This window comes from Limimaricola soesokkakensis (genome assembly GCF_900172345.1).
Classification (GTDB): domain Bacteria; phylum Pseudomonadota; class Alphaproteobacteria; order Rhodobacterales; family Rhodobacteraceae; genus Limimaricola; species Limimaricola soesokkakensis.
This window is the reverse complement of the sequence record NZ_FWFY01000003.1, coordinates 338,635-355,641: the sequence shown is the minus strand read 5'-3', so window position 1 is coordinate 355,641 and position 17,007 is coordinate 338,635. Positions and strand designations below refer to the sequence as shown.

Annotated in this window: 17 protein-coding genes, 1 tRNA gene and 1 pseudogene; 13 read left to right on the top strand and 6 right to left on the bottom strand. The window is 69.5% G+C overall.

Annotated features, from left to right (window positions below; all coding sequences use genetic code 11):
- Positions 1 to 98 precede the first annotated feature (98 nt).
- The 4 genes from LOS8367_RS07100 to pdxH all read right to left on the bottom strand — a co-directional run bounded on the left by LOS8367_RS07100 (position 99) and on the right by pdxH (position 1,984).
- Positions 99 to 175 (bottom strand) — tRNA-Pro (locus LOS8367_RS07100).
- Between the two features lie 51 nt (positions 176 to 226).
- Positions 227 to 700: a DUF192 domain-containing protein gene (locus LOS8367_RS07095; protein WP_085895780.1), complete on the bottom strand. Its 474-nt coding sequence runs from the start codon at positions 698 to 700 to the stop codon at positions 227 to 229.
- A complete protein-coding gene (locus LOS8367_RS07090; protein WP_085895779.1) occupies positions 697 to 1,278 on the bottom strand; it encodes a cold-shock protein in 582 nt (193 codons plus the stop codon). The genes LOS8367_RS07095 and LOS8367_RS07090 overlap by 4 nt, the downstream gene beginning before the upstream one ends.
- 100 nt (positions 1,279 to 1,378) lie before the next feature.
- On the bottom strand, positions 1,379 to 1,984 hold the full coding sequence (gene pdxH / locus LOS8367_RS07085) for a pyridoxamine 5'-phosphate oxidase (protein ID WP_085895905.1): 606 nt from the start codon (positions 1,982 to 1,984) through the stop codon (positions 1,379 to 1,381).
- A 168-nt stretch (positions 1,985 to 2,152) separates the two neighbouring features.
- Here pdxH and fabI point away from each other — a divergent pair, with 168 nt between their 5' ends.
- From fabI to LOS8367_RS07050, 7 genes and pseudogenes are all read left to right on the top strand, one after another.
- Entirely contained in the window at positions 2,153 to 2,959 is an 807-nt protein-coding gene (gene fabI / locus LOS8367_RS07080; RefSeq protein WP_085895778.1) for an enoyl-ACP reductase FabI, read from the top strand.
- Between the two features lie 5 nt (positions 2,960 to 2,964).
- A complete protein-coding gene (gene gpt / locus LOS8367_RS07075; RefSeq protein WP_085895777.1) occupies positions 2,965 to 3,471 on the top strand; it encodes a xanthine phosphoribosyltransferase in 507 nt (168 codons plus the stop codon).
- On the top strand, positions 3,443 to 3,970 hold the full coding sequence (locus LOS8367_RS07070) for a DUF2127 domain-containing protein (protein WP_085895776.1): 528 nt from the start codon (positions 3,443 to 3,445) through the stop codon (positions 3,968 to 3,970). The genes gpt and LOS8367_RS07070 overlap by 29 nt, the downstream gene beginning before the upstream one ends.
- Positions 3,971 to 3,998: 28 nt before the next feature.
- Positions 3,999 to 5,177, top strand: coding sequence for an aminotransferase (locus LOS8367_RS07065; RefSeq protein WP_085895775.1), 1,179 nt, complete (start codon positions 3,999 to 4,001; stop codon positions 5,175 to 5,177).
- 117 nt (positions 5,178 to 5,294) lie between these two features.
- Positions 5,295 to 6,425, top strand: a pseudogene (locus LOS8367_RS19465) (SurA N-terminal domain-containing protein); the annotation flags it as partial.
- Positions 6,426 to 7,257: 832 nt separating this feature from the next.
- Positions 7,258 to 8,709, top strand: coding sequence for an anthranilate synthase component I (gene trpE, locus LOS8367_RS07055; RefSeq protein WP_370737693.1), 1,452 nt, complete (start codon positions 7,258 to 7,260; stop codon positions 8,707 to 8,709).
- Positions 8,710 to 9,073: 364 nt separating this feature from the next.
- Positions 9,074 to 9,574, top strand: a complete 501-nt coding sequence (locus LOS8367_RS07050; RefSeq protein WP_242665525.1) for a GNAT family N-acetyltransferase — start codon at positions 9,074 to 9,076, stop codon at positions 9,572 to 9,574.
- Positions 9,575 to 9,695: 121 nt separating this feature from the next.
- Here LOS8367_RS07050 and LOS8367_RS07045 read toward each other — a convergent pair whose 3' ends face one another.
- Positions 9,696 to 10,100, bottom strand: a complete 405-nt coding sequence (locus LOS8367_RS07045; RefSeq protein WP_085895771.1) for a DoxX family protein — start codon at positions 10,098 to 10,100, stop codon at positions 9,696 to 9,698.
- Positions 10,101 to 10,229: 129 nt separating this feature from the next.
- Entirely contained in the window at positions 10,230 to 12,008 is a 1,779-nt protein-coding gene (locus LOS8367_RS07040) for a divergent polysaccharide deacteylase family protein (RefSeq protein ID WP_133056297.1), read from the bottom strand.
- 221 nt (positions 12,009 to 12,229) lie between these two features.
- Here LOS8367_RS07040 and LOS8367_RS07035 point away from each other — a divergent pair, with 221 nt between their 5' ends.
- Genes LOS8367_RS07035 through LOS8367_RS07010 form a run of 6 tightly spaced genes read left to right on the top strand, consistent with a single transcriptional unit; the run spans position 12,230 to position 16,980 of the window.
- Positions 12,230 to 12,832 (top strand): anthranilate synthase component II, encoded by a 603-nt coding sequence (locus LOS8367_RS07035; protein ID WP_085895769.1) that lies wholly within the window; start codon positions 12,230 to 12,232, stop codon positions 12,830 to 12,832.
- Positions 12,829 to 13,848 (top strand): anthranilate phosphoribosyltransferase, encoded by a 1,020-nt coding sequence (gene trpD / locus LOS8367_RS07030; protein ID WP_085895768.1) that lies wholly within the window; start codon positions 12,829 to 12,831, stop codon positions 13,846 to 13,848. The genes LOS8367_RS07035 and trpD overlap by 4 nt, the downstream gene beginning before the upstream one ends.
- Positions 13,845 to 14,492: a uracil-DNA glycosylase gene (locus LOS8367_RS07025; RefSeq protein ID WP_085895767.1), complete on the top strand. Its 648-nt coding sequence runs from the start codon at positions 13,845 to 13,847 to the stop codon at positions 14,490 to 14,492. The genes trpD and LOS8367_RS07025 overlap by 4 nt, the downstream gene beginning before the upstream one ends.
- Positions 14,493 to 14,531: 39 nt before the next feature.
- Positions 14,532 to 15,341, top strand: coding sequence for an indole-3-glycerol phosphate synthase TrpC (gene trpC, locus LOS8367_RS07020; protein ID WP_085895766.1), 810 nt, complete (start codon positions 14,532 to 14,534; stop codon positions 15,339 to 15,341).
- The gene (gene moaC / locus LOS8367_RS07015) at positions 15,341 to 15,811 is read left to right on the top strand and encodes a cyclic pyranopterin monophosphate synthase MoaC (protein WP_085895765.1); all 471 of its coding nucleotides are present in this window, start codon (positions 15,341 to 15,343) and stop codon (positions 15,809 to 15,811) included. The genes trpC and moaC overlap by 1 nt, the downstream gene beginning before the upstream one ends.
- Positions 15,808 to 16,980 (top strand): molybdopterin molybdotransferase MoeA, encoded by a 1,173-nt coding sequence (locus tag LOS8367_RS07010; protein WP_085895764.1) that lies wholly within the window; start codon positions 15,808 to 15,810, stop codon positions 16,978 to 16,980. The genes moaC and LOS8367_RS07010 overlap by 4 nt, the downstream gene beginning before the upstream one ends.
- Positions 16,981 to 17,007 lie beyond the last annotated feature (27 nt).

Genomic DNA, 17,007 nt, shown 5'->3' with positions numbered 1-17,007 from the left:
GCAACCCCGCGTCACCCGGTGATAGGGGGATTCGCCACGAGGTCCGAAACCAGAGGGACTGGCCCCTCTAGGTCACGAAGAATGAAATGAGAGGAGATTGGTCGGGGCGGCAGGATTCGAACCTGCGACCCTCTGTTCCCAAAACAGATGCGCTACCAGGCTGCGCTACGCCCCGAACCGCCGCCCTTCTAGGCTGGCGCGCGTCCGGGTGCAAGCGCCGCCGTGATCATTCGCAGGGATCGGCTGCCGGCGTCTCGTCGCTGCCGATCGAAGGGTGGCGCAGCGTGTCGCCGGGCGCGATGCCGAGCCGTTCCGCCATGCCCCCATTGAGCTCCAGAACGTACTGGATGTCGGTGCCGCCCGGGATCGGGGTTTCGTCGAGAGGCTGCGCGCGCTCGTGGATGCTGCGCACGGTCCCGTCGGGCCCGGCGAAGATCATGTCGAGCGGAATGAGCGTGTTACGCATCCAGAAGGACACGGCCTGCGGATTTTCATAAACGAAGAGCATGCCTGTCATGCGCGGCATTTCGGGCACGTTCATCAGCCCCTGCGCCCGCTCGGCGGCATCGTCGGCCACGGCCACGGTGAAGGCCGCCTGCCCCCAATCACCCCGTACCGTCACCCGGTCTGGCGCGCAGGTCGCGGCCTGCGCGGCCAGCGGCGCCGAAATGGCGAAGGCCGCCAGCAGCAGTGCCTTCATTCCTCGTCCCCGTTCCCATCCTCGGGCTTCGCGGCCCCCGGCTGGCGCAGCGCCGCGTCCCAGGTGAGGATTTCCGTCGCCATTCGGCCGCGCTTGCCCTGGATCACCCGCAACGACACCGCCTCGCCGGGTTCGAGATCCGCGAGGCCGGACGCACGCAGCACCTCGACATGGAGGAATATGTCGTCACCGGCGCCGAAGATGTTGGCGAAGCCGAAGCCCTTGGCCTTGTCGAACCACTTGATCCGCGCCGGCTCGAGCGGACGGCTCGCGAGATATTCGGGATCGAACTCCTGAAAATCGGCCAGCGGCACCGCGGCGGCGGTCGCCGGCGCCTCGAGCGACAGGATGGCGGCGGCCTGGATGCCGCGCTCGGTGCGATGGGCAAGGATGCGAATCCGCGCGCCATCGGCAACCGAGTTCTGGCCATAGTTGCGCAGTACATTGGCGTGCAGCAGGATGTCGGAGCCGCCGTCGTCGGGCACGATGAAGCCGAATCCCTTAGCCGGATCGAACCACTTGACGTGTCCCGCGATCTCCAGGCGGTCCTCCGTCTGCTTGTCCAGCATGTCGTTCATCTCCGCCTCCAGCAGCCTTGTCCCGGCCCGTCCGATTTTTTTCGTCTGTGCAGCACAGTCTGAGGGTGGCTACAAGCATCGAATTTCATTCCGTGTGAAATCACGGTCCTAAACGTAACACTTCGAACGGATGGTTCAGCGTCGGTCTCGACCATTTGTACCGGTCGTGAAGCCGATGTGCGCCATCTGCCCAAAATTCGATCTCGAGCGGTCTGAGCCGATATCCACCCCAGAAGGCCGGCCGCGGCGGATCCTCGCCGAGTTCGGCATCGAGTCGCGCCACCTCCGCCTCAAGCGCCGCGCGCGAGGCGATCGCACGACTTTGAGGCGAAGCCCAGGCCCCCACCCTGCTCTCACGCGGCCGTGATCTGAAATACGCGTCGGCGATCGGGCCGTCCTCGCGCTCTACCAATCCGCGCACCCGGATCTGTCGGCGCAGCGACTTCCAGTGCACGGCGAAAGCGGCGCGGCCATTGCTGTCGATCTGGCGCGCCTTGGCGCTTTCGTAGTTCGTGTAGAACACGAACGCATCGCTCTCGATGCTTTTGAGCAGTACGATTCTCACATCCGGCAGACCCTCGGAATCAACCGTGGCCAGCGCGATCGCGTTCGGATCCGACGGCTCGTGGCGCCCGGCTTCCTCAAGCCAGCGCCTTGCAATATCCAGCGGATCATCTCCGGCGAAGATGCCGACACGCGGGTCCATCATACAAACTCACTCACTCGTATTCCGACAGTATACTCCATTCTCAACTGTTTAGTCCCCTCTCCTTCCGCTCTAAGCATGACGTCGCGTAGGCCCGTGGCCTTGATGCCATGCTCCCTATCGCCTACACCGGATCGAAACGGCGCCGGATCGGCAAGAGGGACATTCATGACATCGCAGTTGATGGCGGGAAAACGCGGCCTCATCATGGGGCTCGCCAACGACAAGTCGATCGCCTGGGGCATCGCCAAGGCCTGCGCCGGTGCCGGCGCCGAGCTGGCCTTCTCCTATCAGGGTGAGGCGCTGAAAAAGCGGGTCGGCCCGCTCGCGGCCGAGGTCGGCTCCGACATCGTGCTGCCCTGCGACGTCGGCGACGAGGACAGCATCGACGCGCTGTTCACCGCGCTGCAGGAGAAATGGGGCAAGCTCGACTTCATCGTCCATGCCATCGGCTTCTCCGACAAGTCCGAGTTGCGCGGTCGCTATGTCGACACCTCGAAGCAGAACTTCCTGATGTCGATGGACATCTCGGTCTGGTCCTTCACCTCTGTGGTCAAGCGCGCGGCGCCGATGATGACCGAGGGCGGCTCCTGCCTGACGCTGACCTATTACGGTGCCGAGAAGGTGATGCCGCACTACAACGTAATGGGCGTGGCCAAGGCGGCTCTGGAGGCGAGCGTGCAGTACCTCGCCGAGGATCTGGGCCGCGACGCGATCCGGGTCAACGCGATCTCGGCCGGCACGATCAAGACGCTGGCCGCCTCCGGCATCGGCGATTTCCGTTACATCATGAAGTGGAACGAGTATAATTCGCCACTGCGCCGCACGGTCACTCAGGAGGAGGTCGGAAAATCCGCCCTCTACCTCTTGTCGGATCTGGGCAGCGCGGTTACCGGCGAGGTCCATCACGTCGATGCGGGCTACCACGTGATCGGCATGAAGAACCCCGACGCGCCCGACATCACGAAAGGCTGAGAGCGATGACCGACCGACTGCCGCATGAAAAGGGCTTCCACGTATCCTGGGACCAGCTGCACCGCGACAGCCGCGCCCTGGCCTGGCGGCTCGACGGCCGCGGCCCAGACGCCGAGGGCGCCTGGAAAGCGGTGGTCGCGATCACCCGCGGTGGCATGGCGCCGGCGATGATCGTCGCCCGCGAGCTCGGCATCCGCACCGTCGACACGATTTCGGTCAAGTCCTACGAGCATCAGAACCAGGCAAGCGCCAAGGTGCTGAAGGCCCCCGATGCCGAGATGATGGGCGACGGCACCGGCATCCTCGTGGTCGATGATCTCGTCGATACCGGCCGGACGCTGGAGCTGGTGCGCCAGCTTTATCCCAACGCCCATTTCGCCACCGTCTACGCCAAGCCGATGGGCAACGGCCAGGTCGACACCTATGTCACCGAGGTGAGCCAGGACACTTGGATCTTCTTCCCGTGGGACATGGCCCTGCAATATGTCGAGCCCTATCGCGGCAAGGACTGAGGAGGCGCCGCCCCGGCGGCGTCTGATCCATCGCCTGTTCGAGGCGAGCCTCCTGTTCAAGGGCCTGTTCGCGGGCTTCGAGACCCTCGCCGGGCTGACGCTTCTCGTCACGCCCGGCGCTGCGATTCTGGAGCTGCTCGACCGGGTCACCGCGCCGGAACTGGCGCAGGACCCGCGCGACCTGCTGGCGCGCGCCCTGCTCGACGCGAGCCAGAGGCTGTCGATCGAGACCCAGCATTTCTACGCGCTCTATCTCCTCACCCATGGCGGCGTGAAGCTGGCGATGGTGTTGCTGCTGGCGCGCGGATTGCACTGGGCCTATCCCGTCGCGATGGCGGTGCTGGCGCTGTTCATTGCCTACCAGATCCATCTGTTCGTGCTCGCCCCCTCGGCGACGCTGGTGGCGCTAAGCCTGTTTGACGTGGCGATGATCTGGCTGGTCCATGCCGAGTGGCGCGGCGCGCGGGCCCGGATTGCACAGCCCCCTACCCAAGGCTAGCGTGCCACCCGAACCCGAGGGAGGCCCCATGAGCAGCACGCGCACCGCATCGACCTTTCCACCGCCCGTGATGGAGGCCCGCCGCTGGATCGAGGGGGTGAGCTTTCCGCCCGAGCGGCCGCTTCTGAACGTCAGCCAGGCGGCGCCGGTCGATCCGCCACCCGAGCCGCTGCGCCGCGCCATGGCCGAGATCGTCATGCAGGATGCCAGCGCCCATCTCTACGGCCCGGTCCTCGGCCTGCCGGAACTGCGCGAGGAGATCGCGCGACACTGGAGCGAGGCCTATCGCGGCCGCGTCGTGCCCGAGCAGGTGGCGGTCACCTCGGGCTGCAACCAGGCCTATTGCGCCGCGATCTCGGCGCTGTGCGGCGAAGGCTCCGAGGTGATCCTGCCCAGCCCGTGGTACTTCAATCACCGCATGTGGAACGACATGGCCGGGGTGCGGACCCTGCCGCTCGAGACCGGCCCGACGCTGCTGCCCGACCCCGAGGCCGCCGCGGCGCTGATCACGCCCGCGACCCGCGCCATCGTGCTGGTGAGCCCCAACAACCCCGGCGGCGTCGAATACCCCGCCGCCCTGCTCGCCGCCTTCCGCGACCTGTGCCGCGCGCGCGGCCTCGCGCTGATCCTCGACGAGACCTATCGCGACTTCGACAGCCGCGAGGGGCCGGCGCATGACCTGTTCTCGGACCCGGACTGGGCCGAGGTTCTGGTGCAGCTCTATTCCTTCTCCAAGGCCTACCGCCTCACCGGCCACCGGGTCGGCGCCGTCACCGCGAGCATTGCGCGGATCGCGCAGATGGAGCGGTTCCTCGACACGGTGACGATCTGCCCGACCAGCCTCGGCCAGAAGGCAGCCTTGTGGGGCATGCGCAACTTGGGCGACTGGCTGGCAGGCGAACGCGCCGAGATTCTCTCGCGCCGCCGCGCCATGGAGCAGAGCTTCGCGCGGCTCGAGCCGCAGGGCTGGCGGCTGATGGGCTGTGGCGCCTATTTCGGCTGGATCGAGCATCCCCATGCCGAGCCCTCCGACGCGCTGGCGCAGCGGCTTGTGCACGAGGCGGGCGTGCTGCTGCTGCCCGGCACGATGTTCACGCCGGAGGGCTCCGAGGCGGGCCGGCGGCAACTGCGTATCGCCTTCGCCAATGTCGACGCCACCGGCATCGCCGAGCTGGAAACCCGGCTCGCGGCGCTGCCCGCGCGCTGACCACGACCCCGGGCGGGGCCCTCGCCGCGGACGGGGCCCGACCCCATCCGCTTGCACGGCCCCGCCCGCTTGCCTATTCAACGGCTCACGCCGAAGGGGCGCGACAGGGAGACCGCAATGGCATCGAGCAAGGGCAACCGCGTATTCGTCTGGATCATCCTGATCCTGCTCTTCGTGGGCCTGATCGGCTTCGGAGCCACAGGGCTCACGGGCAACGCGACCCGGCTCGGCACGGTCGGCGACAAGGAACTGGAAATCCAGAGCTACGCCAACGCGCTGCAAAGCCGCATCCGCGCGCTCGAAAGCCAGACCGGCTCGGCGGTGAGTTTTGCGCAGGCGCAGCAGTTCGGCCTCGACCGGGCAGTGCTGGGCCAGCTCGTCACCGAACGGGTGCTCGATGCCGAAGCCGAGGCGCTGGGCCTTTCGGTGGGCGACGCCCGGGTGCGCGACCAGGTGCTGGCGATCCCGGCCTTCCAGGGGCTGAACGGCAGCTTTGACCGCGACGCCTATCGCGACGCGCTGTCCCGCAACGGCCTCAGCGTGGCCGAGTTCGAGGAGAGCTTGCGTGAGGGCGAGGCCCGCGCCCTGTTGCAGACGGCAGTGGTCGGCGGCGTCGCGGCGCCCGATGCCCATGTCGAGGCGCTGGTCGAGTTCTTGATGTCCCGGCGCGACATCACCTGGGCGCCGGTGACGCTCGGCGCCGCGCGCATGCCTGCCGCCGATGACGGCCGCCCGCGGGTGATCCTGCCCGAAATCCTGCTCGACGCCGAGATCCCCGCCCCCACCGAGGCCGAGATCGAAGCCCGCTACGCCGCCGCGCCCGAGGCCTATACCGCGCCCGAGATCCGGCAGATCAGCTATGTCTGGCTGCGCCCCGAGGACGTGGCCGAGGAGATCGAGATCGACGACGCGCAGGTGCGCGAACTCTACGAGCAGCGCATCTCCGAATACGTGCAGGAGGAGCGCCGGCTGGTCGAGCGTCTGGTCTATCCCAACGCCGAGGCCGCCGAGACGGCGCTGGCCCGGCTCGAGGCGGGCGAGGCCAGCTTCGAAGATCTGGTCGAGGCGCGTGGGCTGAGCCTAGAGGCGGTGGATCTGGGCGACGTGGCCGAGGCCGATCTGGACGGCGCCGCCGAGACGGTCTTCGCCGCCGAGGCCGGCGACGTGGTGGGCCCGGTCGAAACCGATCTCGGCCCGGCGCTGTTCCGCGTCAACGCCGTGCTCGCCGCCGAGGAGGTGCCCTTCGAGGCGGTCGAGGACGATTTGCGCGCCGAGCTGGCCCAGGCCCGCGCCCGCCGCGAGATCGAGCGCCGCAGCCAGGAGATCACCGACCTGCTCGCGGGTGGCGCCGCGCTCGAGGATCTGGCCGAGCGCGCCGACATGGAGCTGGGCACGATCGAATGGTCCGAGGAGGTCTCCGACGGTATCGCCGCCTATGCGCCGTTCCGCGAGGCGGCCGCCACCGCGCAAGAGGGCGGTTTCCCGGAGCTTCTGGGCTTCGAGGATGGCGGCGTCTTCGCGCTGCGTCTCGACGGCGTGACGCCGCCTCAGCTGCGCCCGCTCGACGAAGTGCGCGCGCAGGTGATCGCCGATGTCGAGGCCGAAACCCGGGCGCGGCTGCGCAGCGAGCGGGCCGAGGCGCTGGCGGCCGAGATCGCCGGCGGCGCGAGCTTCGCCGCGGCGGGCCTCGCCCCGCAGCAGGCACAGAACCTCACCCGCCGCGCCTTCGTCGAGGGCACCTTCCCCGGCTTCATCCGCGAGATCTTCGAGATGGAGGAAGGCGAGACCCGCGCGATCACCGGCGACGGCTTCGCCGCCGTTGTTAGGCTCGATGCCGTGGCGCCGCCCGCCGAGGACGATGCCGGCGTCGTGGCCGAGCGTCAGGCGATCGAGGAGCGGCTCGGCACCGGCATCGCGCAGGACATCTACGCCGCCTATGCCAGCGCCGTGCAGGCCCGTACCGAGATCCGCATCGACGACACCGCCGTCCAGGCGGTCCATTCCTCCTTCAGGTAAGACGCCCATGCTCAGCCCCGATTTTGAGACGTTCCGCCAAGGCTACGAGACAGGCGCGAACCAGATCGTCTGGACCCGGCTCGCCGCTGATCTCGACACGCCGGTCTCGCTGATGCTGAAGCTCGCCAATGCCGGCAAGCACGCCTTCATCCTGGAGAGCGTGACTGGGGGCGAGGCGCGCGGCCGCTACTCGATCATCGGCATGAACCCCGATCTGGTCTGGGATTGCCGCGGCACGCAAAGCCGGGTGAACCGCGCCGCGCGCTATGACGACGACGCCTTCGAGGATCTCGACGGCCACCCGCTCGACACGTTGCGCGCGCTCCTCGCCGAGAGCCGGATCGACCTGCCCGAGGACCTGCCCGCCGCCTCGGCCGGGCTGTTCGGCTATCTGGGCTATGACATGATCCGTCTGGTGGAGCGGCTGCCCGACGTGAACCCCGACCCGCTCGGCCTGCCCGACGCGGTGATGATGCGCCCCACCGTGGTGGCGGTGCTCGACGGGGTGAAGGGCGAGGTGATCCTGGTAGCGCCCGCCTGGTGCGGCCAGGGCCAGTCGGCCCGCGCCGCCTTCGCCCAGGCCGCCGAGCGCGTCACCGAGGCGATGCGCGCGCTCGACCGGCCGGTGCCGCAGGAGGCACGGGCACTTCAGGCACCGGCGCCGCTCTCGGAGCCGGTGTCGAACTTCACCCATGAGGGCTATCTCGCCGCCGTGGAGAAGGCCAAGGAGTACATCCGCGCGGGCGACATCTTCCAGGTGGTGCCGGCGCAGCGCTGGACCCAGGATTTCGCCGAGCCGCCCTTCGCGCTCTACCGGAGCCTGCGGCGCACCAACCCCTCGCCCTTCATGTTCTACTTCAACTTCGGCGGCTACCAGCTGGTCGGCGCCTCTCCCGAGATCCTCGTGCGGGTGATGGGCGGCGAGGTGACGATCCGCCCGATCGCGGGCACGCGGCCCCGCGGCGCGACGCCCGAGCAGGATCGGGCGAACGAGGAGAGCCTTTTGGCCGATGCCAAGGAGCTGTCCGAGCACCTGATGCTGCTGGATCTGGGGCGCAACGACGTGGGCCGAGTGGCCAAGCCCGGCACCGTGCGCCCGACCGAGCGCTTCATCATCGAGCGCTATTCCCACGTCATGCACATCGTGTCGAACGTGGTGGGCGAACTGCGCGACGATCAGGACGCGCTCTCGGCGCTCCTGGCGGGGCTGCCGGCGGGTACGGTCTCGGGCGCGCCCAAGGTGCGGGCGATGGAGATCATCGACGAGCTCGAACCCGAGAAGCGCGGCGTCTATGGCGGGGGCCTGGGCTATTTCAGCGCTGGTGGCGACATGGACATGTGCATCGCGCTGCGCACGGCCGTGGTGCAGGACGGCAAGCTCTACATCCAGGCCGGCGGCGGCGTGGTCCATGACAGCGACCCCGAAGCCGAGTACATGGAGACGGTGCACAAGTCGAACGCGCTCAGGCGCGCGGCGGCGGACGCCGCCATGTTCCGCCCGGAGGGCAATGGCTGAAAGGAGAATGGGCGGGGATCACCCCCCCCTTCGCGGTAAATGCTGCACGCGAACCTAGGCTGGCCGGATCTTGCCCGACCATTCCCTTGATCGCCGCGAGATGCGGCGGTCATGGCAGGAAGTTACACGAACGCCATCGCGAAGACTTCTTCGCCGGCCCTTCGGTGCATGTTGCCGTTCACGAGCTACAGGATCGACACGACCTCCATGGGCCTGAGACCATGATTGAGGGGGCATCGAGAACTCCCGTTTCATCCATATCTGGATGGAATCTTCGAACACGAAGGCCCCCCGCGACGATACTCGACCTTTCTCGCGGCAAGATGCGCGTGAATGAGGTCTTCGCGCAATAGAGGACCAAGGCTTGGCTGATCGCATCACGGCGCTGAATATCGCTGCCCATCTGGATCTGGTGGCGGGCTTCTATACTGAGGCGCCCGACTACTGGGTCCTGGCGGAAGGGAGCCATCCGGACGCCTACGTAAAGGCGGTGGAGTTCTTTGCCGCTGGCGCGCCGGGGTGCGACCTCGATCGCTCCCGGTTTCTGGGGCTGTTCTCGAACAGCCAGCTTTCCGGGCTGGCCGAGCTCCATTACGGCTTTCCCACGGATCGCGATGCCTATCTCGGCCTGATGATCCTCGGGCCTTGGGTCCAGGGAGGCGGGCGCGGGGCCGCGTTCTTGTCGAGGATTGAAGAACTCGCGCGCTCGGATGGGGCGACGAAGCTGTATGTGGGCGTCTTGGAGGCGAACCCGCGTGGGCGCGCGTTTTGGGAGCGTGAAGGGTTCCGTGCGACCGGGATCAGCAAGGTGGACAACACGCATGGCCTCGACCATGTGCTTCATCGCCTCGTGAAGCCTCTCTGAAATCGAAACGGCGGCTTATGATGCCTCTGTAGCAATGCAGCCGCCGAAGTCCCGGCGGCTGTGCCTTTACTGCAATGGGCCGGGGATCACCCGGCCCATTGCGTTCGTCACCGCGCCGCGTTCAGCGGCGGCGCATCAGCGCGTCGAGGCTCCATGGCCCCGGACCCGCGACGAAGATGTAAAGGAAGACGAAGCAGTAGAGGATCGCCGCGTCGCCGCCGTTCAGCGTCGGGAACAGGTTGCCCGGCGCGTGGAACGCCCAGTAGGCGACCGCCATCATGCCGGAGAGCACGAAAGCCACCGGGCGGGTGAACAGCCCCACCAGCAGCAGCAGGCCGCCCACCAGTTCGAGCAGACCGCCCACGCCCATCAGCGAGGCCAGCGGCGGCGTCTGTTCGCTCGGCGGAAAGGCGAAGATCTTCTGGCTGCCATGCAGCGTGAAGATCAGCGCGCTGACGATGCGCAGCACGCTGAGCATTTCGGGCGCTCGGGCGGCGAGGCCGGTCTGGGAGGGGGCGGAGGTCATGGGCGATCCATTCGATGATGTGATGACGCGCCACCAGTGATCCGCGCCGGGACGGCGGTCAAATCACCGACCCTGTGCGCCAATACGCAGATGCCGCCCCGCCGACCTGCCCGGCCCTACTCAACCATCTTACTTGCCCGGGCCCACCGATTGCAGCCGCAACAGCGCGCTGACCGGCGCCGGCGACACGCCCTCGCGCCCGGCCCGGTTGCCCCACAGCGTCAGCGCGGTGATGGTTTCGGGGTTTAGCTCGGCCAGAAGCGTCACCTGTCCCTGCTGCCGCGCCCGGAAAGCCGCCTGGTCGAGAAAGCGCCGGATCACCCGGTCGTCTTGGCCGACCTCGCCGAGATCGCGGTAGATCTCGACCGCCGGCACGCCCCGGTCGCGCGCCTGTCGCAGCGGCGTCGCGAGCCCATGCGGCAGCGCCACCAGCCCGCGCCCATCCTTCGCCAGGTGGTCGAGCGCCTGCGCGGTCACGTCGCCATCGGCGTTGAGCCCGGCCCCGCCCGCATCGAGCAGCGCCACCGCTTCGGGCAGCGCGGCGAAGGCGGCTTCGTAGGTGACTTCGACATCCGAGGGCCGCGCCCCCGCCGGCAGCCGCACCATCGCCGCGACCTCGTAGCCAGCATCGCGCCAGCGCGCGGCGCGCGCGGCGGCGTTAGGCGCCTCGGGATCGATGCCGATGGTGACCGGAAAGGGAATGCTCGAGACCGCGCTCACCGGATCGTCGAGCAGGCCCATGTCGAGCATCACCACCGAGAGTCGCGGCGCGCCGGCATCGGCGGTATCGGGCGCAGCGAAGCGCAGAATGGCGGGCGCATCCTCGGCGATCGGCGCCGGCTCGGCCTCCTCCTCCGTCCCGGGGCGGCGCACCGGCACCGCGTCGCCGCCATTGAGACCGGCCGCCCGGCCCGGCAGGCTGCGCTCACCGAGCTCGGGCACCGGCAGCACGGTGATCGTGCCCGGCTCCAGCGCGATCCCGGCCGGCGCCTCGCCGGCGGCGGCGGGGGCTTCGGGCGGTGCGGGCGGCTCGGGCAGGCCGCTGGACCCGGGCGCGGGCGCGGCGGTCTGCGGCAGGCCTGCGGTTTCGACCTCGTCCGCCGCGTCGGGCTCCGGCGTTTCCGGCTCCTCGTCGATCACCTCGCGCGGCGCCTGCGAGGGCGGCGGCGGCGGGTCCGTGGCCACGGTGATGTCGGCCTCGCCCGCCGGCACCTCGATCACTCGCGACGGTGGCCCCGGCAGCACCGGTTCTTCCGAGCCCGGCGCGACGGAGGGCCCGGCGGCGGTTTCGGGCAGCGTCTCCGGCGCCGAGACCGCGTCTCCGGCCTCGGGCCGGCTCTCGGGTGCGGTATCGGCCGAGGGGGCGGCGCCGCGCCCCGCGGGCACGTCGGCGCGCGGCGTCGTCGGCAGGGGATCCTGCGGCGCGCTGCCGCTCGGCACCTGCGGTGCCTCGGTCTGGGGTGGCGACAGCACCGGCTCGGAGGGTGCTTCGGCCTCGACCGGCGGCGCCATCCCGGCGATCTCGAGCGGGGCGTCGCCGCCCGGCCCCGTGTCCGGCATGTCGAAGGCCTCGACCGCTTCGGGCTCCTGCGGCACCTCGGGCAAAGGCGTCGAAGACAAGACCGGCGGGCTGCTCGGCGCGTCGGGCAGCGTCTCGACGGTGGCACGGCCCGACACCACGATATCCGCCTCGGCGCGCTCCGCCTCGGCCTCGCGCGCCGGATATCCCTCTTCGGACGGCATCTCCGGCGCATCGGCCGGCTCGCGCCCGGTATCGGGGGTCGCATCGGGCGCCGTCCCGACCTCCGGCGTCACCCCGGTTTCCGTCTCCGGCCCGGGCACCACCTCCCGCAGCCCGATCTCCGCCGTACCGTCACGGGCCGGCGGGTCGCCGATGAGCGAGGCCACGGCCAATGCCCCCGCCGACACGAGCAGACCCCAGAGCCCGCCTATGATGAACCCAGATCCCACTTTTCCTGCCCCGCTGCGCCGTTCGTCACGGCGTCGCCCAGTCCCGGACCTTGACGTTTCCCGCCTCCCGGTCCCATTTATGCCCCGACCTTACCAAGGGACCACCGCCGAACGGTAGCCCCGAATTGCAACGGCCGCGTGCGCCGCCCGGAGGGACCATGCTTCTCCTGATCGACAATTACGACAGCTTTACCTGGAACCTCGTGCACTACCTGGGCGAGCTGGGCGCGGAGGTCGTGGTCAAACGCAACGACGAGATCGACACGCAGGCCGCCATGGCGATGGCGCCCGAGGGCATCGTGCTCTCGCCCGGCCCCTGCGATCCCGACCGCGCCGGGATCTGTCTCGACCTGACCCGCGCCGCCGCCGAGACCCGGACGCCGCTGTTCGGGGTCTGCCTCGGGCACCAGACCATCGGCCAGGCCTTCGGCGGCCGCGTGGTGCGCTGCCACGAGATCGTGCATGGCAAGACCGCCGATATGCTGCATGAGGGCAAGGGCGTCTTCGCCGGGCTGCCCTCGCCCTTCAAGGCGACGCGCTACCACTCGCTGGTGGTCGAGCGCGAGAGCCTGCCCGACAGCCTTGAGGTGACGGCGACGCTGGCCGATGGCACGATCATGGGGCTGATGCATCGCGAACTGCCAATCGAAGGGGTGCAGTTCCACCCCGAGAGCATCGCCTCCGAGCATGGCCACCAGATGCTGAAGAACTTCCTCGACCGGCTGCCCGGCCACGCGCCCGGCACCCCGGTGGCGGCATGAGCGACCGGTTGAAGCCGCTGATCGCGGCGGCACTGGCAGGACCGCTCTCGCGCGAGGAGGCGGAATCCGCCTTCGGCATCCTGTTCGACGGCGACGCCACGCCGGCGCAGATGGCGGCCTTTCTGGTGACGCTCAGGATGCGCGGCGAAACCGTGGCCGAGATCGCCGCCGCCGCGCATGTGATGCGCGCGCGCTGCCTGAAGGTCGCGGCGCCCGAGGGCGCGATCGACATCGTGGGCACCGGGGGCGACGGGAAGAACACGCTCAACATCTCGACCGCGACCGCCTTCGTCGTGGCGGGCGCCGGCGTGCCGGTGGCCAAGCACGGCAACCGCAATCTCAGCTCGAAATCCGGTACCGCCGACGCGCTGGGCCAGATGGGCGTGCAGGTGATGGTCGGCTCCGAGGTGGTCGAGCGCGCCCTCCGCGAGGCCGGGATCGGCTTCATGATGGCGCCGATGCATCACCCGGCGATGAAGCATGTGGGTCCGGTCCGGGCCGAGATCGGCATCCGGACGCTGTTCAACATCCTCGGCCCCCTGACCAACCCGGCCGGGGTGAAGCGCCAGCTCACCGGCGCCTATGACCCGGCGCTGATCGCGCCGATGGCCGAGGTGCTGGGGCGGCTGGGCTCCGAGCGGGCTTGGTTGGTGCATGGTGGCGACGGCACCGATGAGCTGTCGATCTGCGGCCCCTCGGCCGTGGCCGCGCTCGAGAACGGCCGGGTCGAGCGCTTCGAGATCAGCCCGTCCGATGCCGGGCTGCCCGAACACCCGTTCGAAGCGATCATCGGCGGCACCCCGGAAGAGAACGGCCGGGCCCTGGCGGCGCTGCTCGACGGCGCGCCGGGCGCCTACCGCGACGCGGTGCGGCTCAACGCCGCCGCCGCCCTGCTGGTCGCGGGCCGGGTCGAAGACCTGCGCGCGGGCGCCGATCTCGCGGCGCAGAGCATCGATTCGGGCGCCGCGCGCCGCGCCATCGAGCGTCTCGCCGCGATCACATCCGGCACAGCGTGAACGAACTGCCGCAGGGCTGGGCCGATCTGCCGTTTTTCGAGGCGGACTGGCCGGCGCTACGCGACCGCCTCGCCGCCCTGCCCGCCGTGCTGCCATCGCCGGGACTGCGGTTCCGGGCGCTGGAACTGACGCCGCCCGAGGCGGTGCGCGTGGTGATCCTGGGCCAGGACCCCTACCCGACCCCGGGCCACGCCACCGGCCTTGCCTTCTCGGTGCCGCCGGACCTCGCGAAGCTGCCGCCTTCGCTGCGCAACATCCAGCGCGAGATGCGCGACGATATCGGCTGCGCCCCGGCCACCGGAGATCTGAACCACTGGGCCCGGCAGGGCGTGCTGCTTCTCAATACCGCGCTTTCGGTCGAGCCGGGCGCGGCGGGCGGCCATGCGCGCTGGGGCTGGGACCGGCTAGTGGGCCAGGTGCTCGCGCGCGCGTCGGCGCGGCCGTGCGCCTTCCTGCTCTGGGGCAACCACGCCCAGAAGATCGCAGCACCCTATCTTGGCCCCGACCATCTGGCGATCGAGACCGCGCATCCCTCGCCGCTCTCGGCGCGGCGCGGTTTCTTCGGGTCGCGCCCCTTCGGCCGCATCAACGCCTGGCTCGAGGCGCGCGGCGAGGCCGCGATCGACTGGTGCGGTTCCGCCTGAACGCTTTCCAAGCCCCATTTTGCCCGGTAGAACGACGACATGGATATTCTCGACAAGATCAAGGCCTACAAGCTCGAAGACGTCGCGGCCCGCAAGGCGGAGCTGCCGCTTTCGGATATCGAGGCGCGCGCCGCGCAGGCCCCCGCCCCGCGCGGTTTCGCGGACCGCCTGACCGAGGCCGCGCGCGAAGGCTACGGCCTGATCGCCGAGATCAAGAAGGCGAGCCCTTCCAAGGGGCTGATCCGCGCCGATTTCGATCCGCCGGCGCTGGCCCGCGCCTATGAGGAGGGCGGCGCCGCCTGCCTGTCGGTGCTGACCGACGGGCCCTCGTTCCAAGGCGCGGACGAATATCTCGTGCAGGCGCGCGAGGCCTCGTCGCTGCCGGTGCTGCGCAAGGATTTCCTCTACGATCCGTGGCAGGTGGCCGAAAGCCGGGCGCTCGGGGCCGACTGCATCCTGATCATCATGGCCAGCGTCTCGGACGCGCAGGCGCGCGAACTCGAGGACGCAGCAACGCGCTGGGGCATGGACGCGCTGATCGAGGTGCATGACCGGGCCGAGCTCGACCGCGCCGCCGGGCTGAACTCGAAGATGATCGGCATCAACAACCGCAACCTGCAGACCTTCGAGACCTCGCTCGACGTGACCCGCATGCTGGCCAAGCACGTGCCGGTGGACCGGATGATCGTCGCCGAGAGCGGCCTTTCGACGCCCGCCGATCTCGCCGAGATCGCCCGCTATGGCGCCCGCAGCTTCCTGATCGGCGAAAGCCTGATGCGGCACGAGGACGTGACGGCGGCGACCCGGGCGATCCTCGCCAACCCGCTGACCGCGCCGGGCGGCGCCTGATGCCGCTGACGCATTTCGACGCCGCGGGCCGCGCCCAGATGGTCGATGTCACCGACAAGCAGGTGACCGACCGGCTGGCGGTGGCCGAGGGCCATGTGCGGATGACACTCGAGACGCTGGCACTGGTGCGCGAGGGCCGCGCCGACAAGGGCGACGTGCTAGGCACCGCGCGGCTCGCGGGGATCATGGCGGCCAAGAAGACCGCCGACCTGATCCCGCTCTGCCACCCGCTACCGCTCTCCAAGGTGACGATCGATCTGGAGCCGGACGAGGATCTGCCGGGCGTGCGGATCACCGCCACCGTGCGCACCACCGGGCGCACCGGCGTCGAGATGGAGGCGCTGACCGCGGTGTCGGTCGCTTCGCTGACGATCTACGACATGCTCAAGGCGGCCGAAAAGGGGATGGAGATCGGCGGCATCCGCCTCGCCCTGAAAGAGGGCGGCAAGTCGGGGCGCTGGGAGGCGTGATCCCGGTTTCCGAGGCGCTGGACCGGCTGTTCGCGCTGGTCGCCCCCCTGCCCGTCGAAGAGGTCGGGCTAACTGCCGGACTGGGCCGGGTGCTGCGCGTGCCGGTGACGGCGCGGCGCAATCAGCCGCCGTTTTCGGCCTCGGCCATGGACGGATACGCGATCCGGGACGCCGATTGCGCGCAAGGCACGCGGCTCTCAATAATCGGCGAGGCCGCGGCCGGGCACGCCTTCTCCGGTATCGTGGGTCCCGGTGAAGCGGTGCGCATCTTTACCGGTGCGCCGGTGCCCGAAGGCACCGACCGCGTGGTGATCCAGGAGGATACGACCCGCGACGGCGACACGGTGATCCTCGGCCCCGGCATCTCGGACAACCGCAACATCCGCCCCCAGGGCGCGGATTTCCGGGTGGGCGACGCGCTTGCCGCGCCGCGCCTCCTGCGCCCGGCCGATCTCGCGCTGGCGGCGGCGATGAACGCCGACCGGCTCACCGTGTCGCGCCGCCCCGAGGTCGCGATCATCGCCACCGGCGACGAGCTCGTCGCGCCGGGTGGCGATCCGCGCCCGGACCAGATCATCGCCTCGAACGCCTACGGGCTGCACGGCATCGTCGCGCAGGCGGGCGGCACGCCACGGCTGCTGCCGATCGCCGGCGACAGCATGGCCGCGCTGCGCCAGGCCTTCGATCTGGCGCGCGGCGCCGACATCGTTCTGACCATTGGCGGTGCTTCGGTGGGCGACCACGATCTCGTCGGGGCCGCCGCGGCCGAGGCCGGGATGGAGCGCGCCTTCTGGAAGGTGGCGCTGCGCCCTGGCAAGCCTCTGATGGCGGGCCGCTTCGGCGAGGCGCTGCTCTTGGGCCTGCCGGGCAATCCGGTCTCGTCGATGGTCTGCGCCCATGTCTTTCTGGTGCCGCTGATCCGGGCGCTTTCCGGGCTGCCGCCCGCCGCCGCGCCGCGTCGGCGCGCGCGTCTCGCGGCGCCCTTGGCCGCGAACGGGCCCCGCGAACACTACCTGCGCGCCGCCAGCGGCCCGGACGGCGTCACCGCCTTTTCCAAACAGGACAGCTCGCTGCTCTCGGTGCTCTCCGACGCCGATTGCCTGATCGTGCAGCCGCCGCACGACCCTGCCCGCGATGCGGGAGAGATGGTCGAAATCATCTCGCTGTGATTTCAGCCACCCCTTGACACAAAACGG

What these genes read in the sequence shown, in the direction of transcription:
- LOS8367_RS07095 (WP_085895780.1), bottom strand. Translation starts at nt 700, where the DNA reads ATGAAGGCACTGCTGCTGGCGGCCTTCGCCATTTCGGCGCCGCTGGCC.
- LOS8367_RS07090 (WP_085895779.1), bottom strand. Translation starts at nt 1,278, where the DNA reads ATGAACGACATGCTGGACAAGCAGACGGAGGACCGCCTGGAGATCGCG.
- pdxH (WP_085895905.1), bottom strand. Translation starts at nt 1,984, where the DNA reads ATGGACCCGCGTGTCGGCATCTTCGCCGGAGATGATCCGCTGGATATT.
- fabI (WP_085895778.1), top strand. Translation starts at nt 2,153, where the DNA reads ATGACATCGCAGTTGATGGCGGGAAAACGCGGCCTCATCATGGGGCTC.
- gpt (WP_085895777.1), top strand. Translation starts at nt 2,965, where the DNA reads ATGACCGACCGACTGCCGCATGAAAAGGGCTTCCACGTATCCTGGGAC.
- LOS8367_RS07070 (WP_085895776.1), top strand. Translation starts at nt 3,443, where the DNA reads ATGTCGAGCCCTATCGCGGCAAGGACTGAGGAGGCGCCGCCCCGGCGG.
- LOS8367_RS07065 (WP_085895775.1), top strand. Translation starts at nt 3,999, where the DNA reads ATGAGCAGCACGCGCACCGCATCGACCTTTCCACCGCCCGTGATGGAG.
- LOS8367_RS07045 (WP_085895771.1), bottom strand. Translation starts at nt 10,100, where the DNA reads ATGACCTCCGCCCCCTCCCAGACCGGCCTCGCCGCCCGAGCGCCCGAA.
- LOS8367_RS07035 (WP_085895769.1), top strand. Translation starts at nt 12,230, where the DNA reads ATGCTTCTCCTGATCGACAATTACGACAGCTTTACCTGGAACCTCGTG.
- trpD (WP_085895768.1), top strand. Translation starts at nt 12,829, where the DNA reads ATGAGCGACCGGTTGAAGCCGCTGATCGCGGCGGCACTGGCAGGACCG.
- trpC (WP_085895766.1), top strand. Translation starts at nt 14,532, where the DNA reads ATGGATATTCTCGACAAGATCAAGGCCTACAAGCTCGAAGACGTCGCG.
- moaC (WP_085895765.1), top strand. Translation starts at nt 15,341, where the DNA reads ATGCCGCTGACGCATTTCGACGCCGCGGGCCGCGCCCAGATGGTCGAT.